The following is a 12,238-nucleotide window of genomic DNA, read 5'->3' as shown; positions in this document are numbered from 1 at the left end:
AGACGGCCGGTTATTGTTCGACCCCGGGCCGAAGGTAAGGTGCCCGGCCGTACCGTCGGACGTACAACCTCGGTCGTGACGCCAGTCGTTCGTCCGATCGCATGTCGCAAGCCGGGGTGGTGACCTGTTCCCGGGTTCAGCGGCCGTGGTGTGGAAACCGGCGTCACGGGTTTACCGTGAATGCTATGGCTCGGGACGGTTATCAGGATCCGTTCGAGGGGTTGCGCCTCGACGACAGCTTTGTGCGCGGGGCGCGCTTCATCGAGCCGTCTGCCGACGAGCGTGCGGTTACACATGGTGAGGTCCGGCCGAGCCATTGCCGGGTGCAGCCCGCCCATCGTGGCGTCCCCGGTGCCTTCTACCGCTGGATGTGGGCGCCGTATTCGCCGCGTGGCCGCCGGGCCACCAGGTTTGTGGCACTTGTGACACTGTTGGCCGGGGTGGCCGGGCTCGGGCTGTTCCTGCTCCGCCACGGTGGCCCACGCACGGCGGCGGTCTCGGCGCCGGCGCCGGCGCCGTCCGCCGGTATTCCGGCCCGGGCACAGGACCGCGCCACGGTCGACGGCCCCGACGCGAGCCCGGCCGGCCCGGTGCCCGGTGGTGGCCAGCGGTTCGGGGTCGACGCGGCCCTGCTGGCCGCTTTGCGCGAGGGCGACTGTCTGCTCTGGACCCCCGATCCGGCTTACGCCGTCGTACCGATACGGGTGTCATGCGACCAGTCGCATGTCGACCAGGTCACCCGGGTCATCAATCTCACCGGCCCATTCCCCGTGTGGCCCACCTGGCCGGGTTCGGATGGCCTGGCGACCGCGACCCTGACCAACTGCCCGGACGCCGCGCGCAACCTTCTCGGCAGCACCGGGATGGCCACGGACATGAAGATTGCATCGATCTATCCGGAGGAGGCGGAATGGCTGGCCGGCGCGCACGGCCTTGTCTGTACGATCCGGCCGGACGATCTGCGGCCGCGGGTGGGTCCAGTACGAGCCATGGGCACGTCTGCCTGATGGGGGAGTAAGCTCAGCGCGCCATGTATGCGCGTCTGCTTCTTAGCTGCCGCGGCGGGGCCTGAGACAGGTCGGCTTCCTCGCCGCGGAGTTCGGTGTGCGCCGGCCACCGCAGGCTTTTCTTCCGGAAGCAGGAGCAGTAGCGCAGTGACTACCTCTCAGCAGTCTTCGGGCATGCCCATCGACAAGTACCGGCCGTTCCCACCGGTGGATCTGGCCGACCGCGCCTGGCCCACCCGCACGATCACCCACGCACCCCGGTGGTGCAGCGTGGACCTGCGAGACGGCAACCAGGCACTGATCGACCCGATGACGCCCGCGCGCAAGATGCAGATGTTCACGCTGCTGGTCCAGATGGGCTACAAGGAGATCGAGGTCGGCTTCCCCGCCGCGAGCCAGACGGACTTCGACTTCATCCGTCAGCTGGTCGAGGGCGGTCACATCCCCCCTGACGTCACCATCCAGGTACTGACCCAGGCCCGTGAGGAACTGATCGAGCGGACGATCACGTCGCTGATCGGGGCACCCCGGGTCCTGGTGCATCTGTACAACTCGACCTCGACGCTGCAACGGCGCGTCGTGTTCGGGCTCGATCGCGAGGGCGTCACCGACATCGCCGTTCAGGGCGCGCAGTGGTGTGCCCGTTACGCGGACAAACTCCTGGGCGCAAGCGACGTCCGCTGGCAGTACAGCCCGGAGTCGTTCACCGGAACAGAGCTGGAGTACGCCCTTGAGGTGTGCGAGGCGGTCATGGACGTCTGGCAGCCGACGCCGGACCGGCCGGTGGTGCTGAACCTGCCCGCGACGGTCGAGATGTCCACGCCCAACGTCTACGCCGACCAGATCGAGTGGATGGCGCGCAACCTGACCCGCCGGGACCAGGTCGTGCTGTCCCTGCATCCGCACAACGATCGTGGCTGTGCCGTGGCCGCCGCGGAGCTCGGGGTCATGGCCGGCGCCGACCGGATCGAGGGGTGTCTGTTCGGGAACGGCGAACGCACCGGCAACGTCTGCCTGGTGACGCTCGGGTTGAACCTGTTCTCCCAGGGAATCGACCCCGAAATCGACTTCCGTGACATCGACGAGATCCGCCGCAGCGTCGAGTACTGCAACCAGATTCCGGTGCATCCCCGGCACCCCTACGGCGGTGACCTCGTCTACACCGCATTCTCCGGTTCGCATCAGGACGCCATCAAGAAGGGCTTCGAGGCGATGGACCGGACCGGGCAGCGGCGCTGGGAGGTGCCCTACCTGCCCATCGACCCGATGGACGTGGGTCGGTCATACGAGGCTGTCATCCGGGTGAACAGCCAGTCGGGTAAGGGTGGCGTCGCCTATCTGCTGAAGGCCGAGCATTCGCTGGACCTGCCGCGCCGGCTGCAGATCGAGTTCTCCCAGGTCGTCCAGCGCCACACCGACGGCGCCGGTGGCGAGGTCACCGGCAGTCAGCTGTGGGAGATCTTCTCACGCGAGTACTTCCTCGCCGGTGACGCCGGTGACGCCGGTGACGCCCCGGACGCCCCGTTGGAGCTGCTGGGTTCCCGGACCACCGCGGCGCACGGTGAACGCGACGAGGTGAACGTCTCGGTGCGCATCCACGGCGGTGAAGAGGTCATCAGCGGTGCCGGCAACGGTCCGATCGACGCGTTCGTGACCGCTCTCGCCGAACGGGACATCCGGGTTCGGGTGCTGGATTACCACGAGCACGCCCTGGGCTCGGGTGCCGACGCCCGCGCCGCCGCCTATCTGGAGGTGGCTGTCGGGGATGCGGCTGCGGGGGAGAGGGTGTACTGGGGCGTCGGGATCGACCCCAACATCGTCACAGCCTCGCTGCGGGCGGTGGTGAGCGCGGTCAACCGGGCCGCGCGGGTCCGGCGTATCGTCACCGGACCCTGAACGGCACGTCTGCGGATTCGGGCTGCGATGTCTGCGTGGGCGCCTGCGTGGGCGCCTGCGTGGGTTGCCGCGGAATCAGACCCGCCGCCGTCCGCGGGTTCGGATACGGCCCGGCCAGCTCGGCGAGGCGCAGGAGCAGGCGCTCGACCCGGACCAGGCCGACTGGGCGCCCCATCTCGGTGACGACGACAACCGGGTCGAAGCGGTGGTCCGGCGTGCGGTTCATCGCGCGGCGGGCCACCTCGGCGACATGTTCGTCGGGCCGGGCGTACATGCTGGCCGCGACACCCGGGGTGAGCGCGGTGCCGGTGCGCCAGTCGTTGCAGCTGCCGCCACCAGCACCCGCCCCGGCGGCGCCGATTCGGGGCCGGGACGCCACGTCGAGCCGGCGGGTGGCCGCCGTTGGAACACCGCGGGTCGCCGCCGCGGCGACAGTGCGGCGCTGGTCAGGCCCGTGGGGGACGCGGGGCATCGGTACCCGCTCGAGCAGGCTGCCCACGCCGTCGCCGCGCGCAGTGCGCTGGGCGAGCAGCCGGATGCGCCGGGATATCGCCGGGTCGAGGCGCTGCCAGGTCGCCGCCGGCCGGCCGAGATGCCATCCCTGCCCGAACGGGATGCCGAGCCCCACGAGCATCGCCAGCTCCTCGTCACCTTCGACTCCCTCGGCGATCACCCAGGCGTCGAGCCGGCTGGCGAAGACGTTGACGAGCTCGGTCAACGTCCGCCTGACCTGGTCGACGTTGGCGCGGGCGACGAGATCCCGATCGAGTTTGACCAGCTCGGGGCGGATCCGCGCGAGCTGACGCAGGCCCGCGTAGCCGGACCCGACGTCGTCCATGGCGATGAAACCGCCGCGGGCGCGCAACGCCTGGGTGGTGGCGATGATCTCGGGTGCCTGCTCGGTGCTGACCGCCTCGTTGAGCTCCATGACCAGCCCGCTCAGGTCGGCGTCGAGCCAGACCTCGGCAACGTCCGGGGTGGTCAGCAGATGCGGCATGACATTGACGGTGAGAAAGCAGTTGGGTGGAAGCCGGTCGCGCGCCGCGAGCGCCTCCCGGAGAACCCTGGCCTCGAACCGTGCGGCGACCCCGGCCCGATCGGCGGCGGCGAACCACAGGTCGGGCGATGGCGCCGCGCTCGCTCCGAACCGCGCGAGCGCCTCGTAACCGGCGATGACACCGCGACGGAGGTCGACGATCGGCTGGAAGACGACCCGCGGCTGGCCGGGATCGGCCAGGGCCCGGCGCAGCGCGTCGGACCAGCCGCCTGTGCTGTCGGTCGTCCTGTCGGTCGCCCTGTCGGTATCGGGGAGGCTCGTGGATGGGATTTCTTCGAGGATCATGCGCCGTTCACCCCTTTGTGTCGTCGCATGCTGTATCGGTTCGTCGGTGTGAGGTTCCTATCATCGTTACTCACGCAACGTACCGTCCTCTGACCGGTTGTGACATGTGATCGGTGGACTGTATGTGATGATCATGATTATGTCCGACGTGTCATCCTGCGTGTCGCGAAGTGTCTTCCCTGCTCAGGGGCACACTGCTCGGCAGCCGGGGGTCACCGCCGGGTCGGTGAGCAGCGGTGGGAACGGTGGGGTCCGGGCGGGCCCCGACCAGTGGCGGCGGGGGGTGACGATGCCGGTTCACGGTGCCGGTTTACAGTCGCGCCCATGAGGCTTGCGGTTATCGGCGGGGACGGCATCGGACCAGAGGTTGTCGCGGAGGGGCTGCGCGTTCTGCGCGTCGTCGAGCCCAAGGTGGAGACGACCGACTATGACCTGGGCGCGCGCCGCTGGCACGCCACCGGCGAGACCCTGCCCGATTCGGTGCTCGACGAACTGCGTGAGCACGACGCCATCCTGCTCGGGGCCGTCGGTGACCCCACTGTGCCCAGCGGTGTGCTGGAACGCGGGTTGCTCCTGCGGTTGCGTTTTGAGCTCGACCACTATGTGAACCTGCGCCCGGTGCGGCTCTACCCGGGTGTCACCACGCCGCTGGCCGGCGAGCCGGACATCGACATGGTGGTGGTGCGGGAGGGAACCGAGGGCCCGTATGTGGGTGCCGGCGGCACGCTGCGTCGTGGCACACCCTTCGAGGTGGCCACCGAGGAGAGCATCAACACCCGTTACGGTGTCGAACGCGTTGTTCGCGACGCGTTTCGCCGGGCCCAGGCCCGCCCCCGCCGGCGGCTGACGCTTGTCCACAAGACCAACGTCCTGACCAGGGCCGGCGACCTGTGGCTGCGTACGGTCGCCGATGTCGCCGGCGAGTTCGCCGACGTGGCGGTCGACTACCAGCATGTGGACGCCGCGTCGATGTTCTTCGTCACCGATCCGGGACGTTTCGACGTCGTGGTGACCGACAACATGTTCGGCGACATCCTCACCGACATCGGCGCTGCGATCACCGGGGGTATCGGGCTCGCTGCCAGCGGCAACCTCGACCCGTCCGGGGCGCACCCGAGCATGTTCGAACCGGTGCACGGCAGCGCTCCCGACATCGCCGGGCAGGGGATCGCGGACCCGACGGCCACCGTGATGTCCGTCGCGATGTTGCTGGAACACCTGGGCCGTGTTGACGACGCGGCCCGGGTCGAGGCCGCGGTCGCCGCGGCGCTGGCCGACCGGTCCCGGCGGGCCGCCGGTCACGCGGGCCCGGCGCCCACCCGTGCGGTCGGCGAGGACCTGGCGGCCCGGGTCGCCGGGTAAGAACCCCTGGAGGCAGCAGTCCCCGGAGCAGCGTCCGGGCCAAAGGGCGCGCGACGATCGTCAGATCGCGCGCCCGGAGGCCGAAGTCCCCGGAGCAGCGTCCGGGCGCTATCCTCGGAAGGGCCGTAGATCCGGTACGACGGCAGCCGACGGGGCCTGACCACGGCGAAGATCGGCACGATCGTCACTTGTCCGGTCGCTCTAAGTTCCGTCGCCCACGCCTGGAGTCACACATGGCCATTACACCGACGTCAAAGATCTGGATGAGCGGTCAGTTCGTCGACTGGGACGATGCCCGCATCCACGTCCTCAACCCGACCCTCCACTATGGCTGGGGCGTCTTCGAGGGCATCCGCGCCTACTCCACCGCGCACGGCAGCGCCGTGTTCCGGCTGACCGACCATGTCGCGAGGCTGTATCGCAGCGCCAAGATTTACATGATGGAGCCGCAGTACAGCCAGGCGGAACTGATTGCGGCGATCAAGGAGACGGTCGCGATCAACGAGATCGACGCCTGCTACATCCGGCCGCTGGTCTACCTCGGATATGGCGAGATGGGCCTGAACCCGCTGCCGTCCTCGATCGAGGTGATGATCGCGGTTTGGCCGTGGGGCGCCTATCTGGGTGATGACGCCGGCGAGAAGGGCGTCCGGGCCACCGTCTCGACCTGGCGTCGCAATGACAACAACATCATCCCGCCGGCGGCCAAGGCGTCCGGGCAGTACCTCAACTCGTCGCTCGCCAAGGTCGCGGCGCTCAAGGCCGGTTATGACGAGGCCATTCTGACCAGCCCCAACGGACATATCGCCGATGGATCGGGCGAGAACGTTTTCATCGTCGCGGGCGGAATGGTGATCACGCCGCCGCTCAGCGACGGTCCGCTCGGTGGCATCACCCGGGCGTCGATCATGCAGATCGCCGCCGACCAGGGCTACGAGGTCCGCGAACAGCACATCGTGCGCACCGACCTGTATCTGGCGGACGAGGCCTTCTTCACCGGGACCGCGGCCGAGATGGTGCCGATCGTGGAGATCGACGACCGGTCGGTCGGAACGGGCCGACCTGGGCCGATCACCCGCGAACTGTTGGAGCTGTTCCACCAGGCGACCCGCGGGGAACTCGACCGCTACAAGATCTGGAACGAACGCGTCCACGACGCCTGAGGTCCGACAGTCGCCACCCGCCACCCGCCACCCAGCGCCCGAGTCTCGCCACGCTGAACACCCGATGGTCTGGTCATCAGCCTCCGCTGCGCCTAACGTCTCCTGTCACGTTCTCGTTTGACACGTGCACAAGCTCCAGGGAGACCGTGATGCGGGTTTGCGACGGAATGAGCGCTCTGGTTCTGATGATCGGGCCTGAGCATACCCTGCGTCAGGCGGCGCGGCTTATGGCCGCCCGGAAGGTCGGCGCGGCCATTGTGCACGACGTCGATGGTCAGGGATATGGGATTCTCACCGAACGTGATGTTCTGATGTCCGTGGCGGCGGGCCAGAACCCCGATGCCGAGCGGGCCGGCGATCACATCACCCGTGACGTCGTGTTTGCCGATCCCGACTGGTCCCTGGATGAAGCGGCCGCGGCAATGCTGCGTGGCGGATTCCGGCACCTGATCGTCTGTGCGGGCGGTGAGGTGGCCGGAGTGCTGTCCATGCGAGATGTTGTGCGTTGCTGGAGCGTCCAGCGTTCTACTGTTTAGCTACCAGTGTTCGACAGTTTGATCAACTGGTGCTAGCGGCAATTTTTTCGCTCCACCGGCGCACATCACTGCCAAAGTGGGGCGGCGGTCGCCCACAATTCCCGACATTGGCGCTACGGTCTCGGTGTGCAGGAGGAAGAAGCGGTCGCGCTGCTCCGAGCGACCACGTTGCTGAAGGAACTGGACGAGCCGGCTCTGGCGCGCCTGGCCGCACGCTCTGTCGTGCGCCGGTATCGCCGCGGCCAAGTTGTCTTTACTGAAGGTGATCCATCTGACACGTTGCTAGTAGTGGCCTTCGGGCGGCTGAAGGTTCTGACAACCGCCGACGACGGTCGCGACCACGTTCTCAACATCGCAGGCCCAGGTGACACCCTCGGCGAGCTCAACATCGTCGAGGCCGGTCCGCGCTCGGCCAGCGTCGAGGCGCTGGAGCCCAGCGAGGCGCTGGTCTTGGACCGTGCGGCCGTGTGGGAGCTGGTGCGGGAGCGGCCGGCCGTCGCCGAGCAGCTCATCCGAGCGCTGGTCGCCCACGTCCGCCGCCTGACCGGGGCAAACGCAGACCTGGTCTTCCTCGACCTGCCCCGGCGGGTCGCCAAGCTGCTGCTGTTGCGGATGCGGGAGTCCGGACGTCCGCTGATCGAGCTGGGCCTGACCCAGACCGAGATCGCATCCCTGCTCGGTGGCTCGCGCCAGTCGGTCAACCAGGCCCTGCGGGACTTCGAGAAGCGGAACTGGATTCTGGCCGAAGGACAGACGATCACCATCCTCCAGGTTGAGCGCCTGCGCCGCTTTGCCGGCGACTGATGTCGGCAGGGTCTCGGCAGGGTCTCGGCAGGGTCTCGGCAGGGTAAAAATCTGACCGTAGGGCCGGCGACGCCGTAAAGTGGGCGGTCGGCGGTGAACCTGCCCTCGTCGCGCGTACCGGCTGCTCACCCATGCCGCCGGACGCGTGACACCCAGAGTGGCCAGGGCAGTGGCCCGCCAGAGACCCGGGGACTTCGGCCGCCGGCGATGCGAGAAGAACCACGATCGCATCGCCTTTGGCCCTTTAGATCCGCCAGTGAGAGGCGCGTTGTGCTTCCAGACGACCCAGGCTCCTTCCACGTCTATGACACGACGCTGCGTGATGGGACCCAGCAGGAGGGCCTGTCACTGTCGGTCGGCGACAAGCTCGCCATAGCCCGCCACCTCGACGACATTGGCGTGGGTTTCATCGAGGGCGGATGGCCCGGGTCGAACCCCAAGGACGCCGAGTTCTTCCGCCGCGCCGCTACCGAGCTCCGTCTGGACCACGCCACCCTCACCGCGTTCGGCGCCACCCGCCGTGCCGGGCGCACAGCCGCCGACGACCCCCAGGTCGCAGCCTTGCGCGACGCCGGAACCGACGTCGTCTGCCTGGTCGCGAAAGCCGACCGCCGGCACGTCGAGCGGGCCCTGCGCACCACGCTCGCCGAGAACCTGGCGATGATCCGGGACACGGTGACGCATCTGCGTACCGAAGGTAAGCGGGTGTTCGTCGACGCCGAGCATTTCTTCGACGGCCACCGGGCCGATGCTGATTACGCCCTGGAGATGGTCCGGGTTGCCGCCGATGCCGGTGCCGAGGTCGTCGTCCTCTGCGACACCAACGGCGGCATGCTGCCGACCCGGATCGGTGAGGTTGTCGCCGCCGTGCGCGACGCAACCGGTGCGCGCCTGGGTATCCACTGCCACAACGACACCGCCTGCGCGGTCGCGAACACCCTCATCGCGGTCGAGGCCGGGGTCACTCACGTCCAGGGGACCGCCAACGGCTACGGCGAGCGGTGCGGCAACGCCGACCTGTTCAGCGTGGTCGCCGGGTTGGAGACCAAGTTCGGGCGTCCGGTGCTGCCCACCGGGAAACTGCGCGAGCTGGTGCGGGTCTCGCACGCCATCGACGAGATCACCAACCTGGCCCCCTACAGCCACCGCGCTTATGTCGGTGCGAGCGCGTTCGCGCACAAGGCCGGGCTGCACGCGAGCGCGGTCAAGGTCGACCCGGACATGTACCAGCACATCGATCCGGCCGTGGTCGGCAACGACATGCGGATGCTGGTCTCGGAGCTCGCGGGCCGCGCCACGATCGAACTCAAGGGCCGGGAACTGGGGCTGGACCTGTCCGGTCAGCGCGAGGCCCTCGGGCGGGTCGTGGACCTGGTCAAGGAGCGGGAAGCCGCCGGTTACGCCTACGAGGCGGCGGAGGCATCCTTCGAACTGCTGCTGCGCGACGAGATCGAAGGCGAGCGGCGCTATTTCACCCTCGAGTCGTGGCGCGTGATCGTCGAGCGGCGGCCCGACGGGGAGGTCGTGAGCGAGGCGACCGTCAAAGTGGTCTCCCGCGGCGTGCGGCACGTGTCCACGGCTGAGGGCAACGGCCCGGTCAACGCCCTTGACCGGGCGTTGCGGGAGGCGTTGGAGAAGGGCTACCCGGGCCTGGCAGACCTCGACCTCGTCGACTACAAGGTGCGCATCCTCGACGGCAGGTCCGGTACGGGCGCGGTGACCCGGGTACTGGTGGAGACCAGCGACGGCCGCGACCGGTGGGACACGATCGGCGTGGACGAGAACATCATCGCCGCGTCCTGGGAGGCGCTGGCGGACGCCGTCACCTACGGTCTGCGCCGCCAGGGCGAAGGCGTCGAGCGCGAAGGCGTCGAGACTGATGGTGCCGCGCGCGAAGCGTGACCGGTGGCATGAGTAACGGTATGTCGCCTTCTGGCACACATCGAGGATGAACATCCTGAAGGTCATGAATTATTAGCATGGGTCCCGTCCGATCATGATGTGATCGTTTCGGGAGAAGGTACCTGTGTCGCGGCAAGGTTCTGTGCGTCGGCGTCCGGCCCCACGGTTGGTTGATCCGAAGATCCCCGGCATGGTAGCCGCCGTCCTCCTTGTCGCCTGCATCACGGCGGCGCCCCAGCCGTCAACACCGGGGCCGCACCACGATGATCGCGGTCCGGTCGCCGGGCGGCCGGCGCCAGAAGGCGATCGTCGGCTGCCCGTCGTCGGGGAATCGGTCATCGGCGCGGTGGCCGGGGGCGCGGACGCCGACCGGCTCGTCGCCTCGGTGACTGTGGTGCCCGACTCGGCCCGACCGGCCGCGTCGGTAGCCGACATGTCCGCACAGACGGTGTCCGCACAGACGGTGTCCGCACCGACCACGCCCACGCCCGCGCCGGGTGCCGGTCCGAGCGGGGCCGCGACCACCGGGGCGGGTGGAAGCAGCGCGGCGATCCCCAGCCGGATGCTGAGCGCCTATCGGACGGCGGCGCTCCGGATCAACCTCGAGCGGCCGGGATGTAACCTACCGTGGTCGGTGCTGGCGGGAATCGGCCGGGTCGAGTCGAATCACGCCGCCGGCCGGCAGATCAGCGCGGACGGGACGGTCACCCCGACGATTCTCGGGCCCCGTCTCGACGGCTCCGCCGGCACTGCGCTGATCGCGGACACCGATCACGGAATGCTCGACCACGACACCGACTTCGACCGGGCGGTCGGCCCGATGCAGTTCATCCCGTCGACATGGCGATGGGCCGGGCGGGACGCCGACGGCGACGGTACGGCTTCCCCGGACAACATCAGCGACGCGACGCTCGCCGCCGCGGGCTATCTGTGCCGCTCTGGTGACCTCAGCGTGCCCGAGCGGCTGACCGCGGCGGTGTACAGGTACAACCCGTCGGATGACTATGTCCGCACCGTGCTTGCCTGGGCTGATGAGTATGCGGGCGGGGACGATTCCGGCGCCGCCGATGCAGGCCCGGACAATGCAGGCGCGGGCAATGCGGTGCTGGCCAGCGCGGTGACGACAGCGGACCCGGCCGCTACCCCGACTCCGACCCCGACTGGCACACCGACTTCTACGCCCACCGCTACCTCTACGCCGAGCCCGGCTGGCAGTGCGTCGCCGAAGCCGTCGCCGACTCCTACGCCGACTGGCACACCGACTCCTACGCCCACCGCTACCCCTACGCCGAGCCCGGCTGGCAGCGCGTCGCCGGAGCCGTCCGGCCCGAGTGTGGATGGCCGGCCAGCCCAGCCGCTGGGCGTCGTGCCCGGTGGCGTCGTACCCGATGACGTTGTCATCGGGGAACTCGTCACCGGGAAACTGGACCTGGCCACCTTGGTGAGTAGAGCGACTACTTAGTGCGCTTATGATCCCCCTGTCTGCCGACAGCAGGGGGATGGCGTGGGGGATGACACCGGCACTGGCGTGGGCAGCGGCAGTGGTGACGATGACCGTGCGGCGACAGATCGTCCGCCGCGGGTGTTTCTCTCCTACGCACACGAGTCACCCGAACACGAGAACGTCGTCCGCGATCTGTGGATCTTCCTGAGATCCCGGGAGATCGACGCGAAGCTCGACAAGGCGGCGGCCGAACGCCGGCAGGACTGGCCGCTGTGGATGCTCGCCGAGGTCCGCGCATCTGATTTTGTGCTGATCCTCGCGTCGCCGCAGTACCGCCGCCGTAGCGAGGGCGAAGCCGCCGCGGATGAGGGCCGCGGGGTGCAGTTCGAGGCGGCGTTGATCCGCGAGGAGCTGTACCGCGACCGGCCGGCCGCGATGGCGAAGTTCCTGCCGGTGCTGCTGCCCGGCCGCTCGGTCGAGGACATCCCGGTGTGGCTCGGCCCGTACGCGACGACCCATTATCCGATCGCGGAGATCTCCGATACCGGTGCCGGGATGGAGACGCTGCTGCGCGTCCTGACCGGCCAGCCGTTCGAGATCGAACCACCGCTGCGGCCGGGGACGCGCCCTGTCCTGCCGCCCCGGGGCGTGACCCTGCCTGGGGCGCCATCGCCGGCCGGTTCGCGGGCAGGCGCAAGCGGCCAGGACGGGTCACGCTCGGGGTCGCTCACCCATGAGATCCTCCTTGCGGTGCGGCTCGCCGACGGCCGACTCACCACCCG

The 12,238-nt window shown here is 68.8% G+C and carries 10 protein-coding genes; 9 read left to right on the top strand and 1 reads right to left on the bottom strand.

Annotated features, from left to right (window positions below):
* Nucleotides 1–185 precede the first annotated feature (185 nt).
* Nucleotides 186–1,007: a septum formation family protein gene (locus U9977_RS20275; protein ID WP_322750870.1), complete on the top strand. Its 822-nt coding sequence runs from the start codon at nucleotides 186–188 to the stop codon at nucleotides 1,005–1,007.
* Between the two features lie 174 nt (nucleotides 1,008–1,181).
* Nucleotides 1,182–2,903: a 2-isopropylmalate synthase gene (gene leuA, locus U9977_RS20270; RefSeq protein ID WP_322750869.1), complete on the top strand. Its 1,722-nt coding sequence runs from the start codon at nucleotides 1,182–1,184 to the stop codon at nucleotides 2,901–2,903.
* Here the strand turns inward: leuA and U9977_RS20265 are convergent.
* Nucleotides 2,890–4,245, bottom strand: coding sequence for an EAL domain-containing protein (locus U9977_RS20265; RefSeq protein ID WP_322750868.1), 1,356 nt, complete (start codon nucleotides 4,243–4,245; stop codon nucleotides 2,890–2,892). The genes leuA and U9977_RS20265 overlap by 14 nt on opposite strands.
* Nucleotides 4,246–4,569: 324 nt before the next feature.
* On the opposite strand from U9977_RS20265, the gene U9977_RS20260 reads away from it, so the two are divergent.
* The 7 genes from U9977_RS20260 to U9977_RS20230 form a co-directional block, all read left to right on the top strand.
* Nucleotides 4,570–5,607, top strand: a complete 1,038-nt coding sequence (locus U9977_RS20260) for a 3-isopropylmalate dehydrogenase (RefSeq protein ID WP_322750867.1) — start codon at nucleotides 4,570–4,572, stop codon at nucleotides 5,605–5,607.
* 233 nt (nucleotides 5,608–5,840) lie between these two features.
* Complete coding sequence (gene ilvE / locus U9977_RS20255) at nucleotides 5,841–6,770, top strand: branched-chain-amino-acid transaminase (protein ID WP_322750866.1); 930 nt, start codon at nucleotides 5,841–5,843, stop codon at nucleotides 6,768–6,770.
* A 149-nt stretch (nucleotides 6,771–6,919) separates the two neighbouring features.
* Nucleotides 6,920–7,306: a cyclic nucleotide-binding/CBS domain-containing protein gene (locus U9977_RS20250; protein WP_322750865.1), complete on the top strand. Its 387-nt coding sequence runs from the start codon at nucleotides 6,920–6,922 to the stop codon at nucleotides 7,304–7,306.
* Nucleotides 7,307–7,432: 126 nt separating this feature from the next.
* Nucleotides 7,433–8,110: a Crp/Fnr family transcriptional regulator gene (locus U9977_RS20245; protein ID WP_322750864.1), complete on the top strand. Its 678-nt coding sequence runs from the start codon at nucleotides 7,433–7,435 to the stop codon at nucleotides 8,108–8,110.
* Between the two features lie 270 nt (nucleotides 8,111–8,380).
* Nucleotides 8,381–10,012 carry a citramalate synthase gene (gene cimA / locus U9977_RS20240; protein WP_322750863.1) on the top strand — a complete coding sequence of 544 codons (1,632 nt, stop codon included), beginning with the start codon at nucleotides 8,381–8,383 and terminating at the stop codon, nucleotides 10,010–10,012.
* 190 nt (nucleotides 10,013–10,202) lie between these two features.
* Nucleotides 10,203–11,474: a lytic transglycosylase domain-containing protein gene (locus U9977_RS20235; RefSeq protein ID WP_322750862.1), complete on the top strand. Its 1,272-nt coding sequence runs from the start codon at nucleotides 10,203–10,205 to the stop codon at nucleotides 11,472–11,474.
* 42 nt (nucleotides 11,475–11,516) lie between these two features.
* Nucleotides 11,517–12,238, top strand: a 722-nt coding sequence (locus U9977_RS20230) for an SEFIR domain-containing protein (RefSeq protein ID WP_322750861.1), incomplete at its 3' end; no start/stop codon positions are given.

Origin of the sequence: Protofrankia sp. Cas8, from assembly GCF_963555845.1 — a bacterium.
GTDB lineage: Bacteria > Actinomycetota > Actinomycetes > Frankiales > Frankiaceae > Protofrankia.
This window is presented reverse-complemented; position numbering and strand designations above follow the sequence as displayed.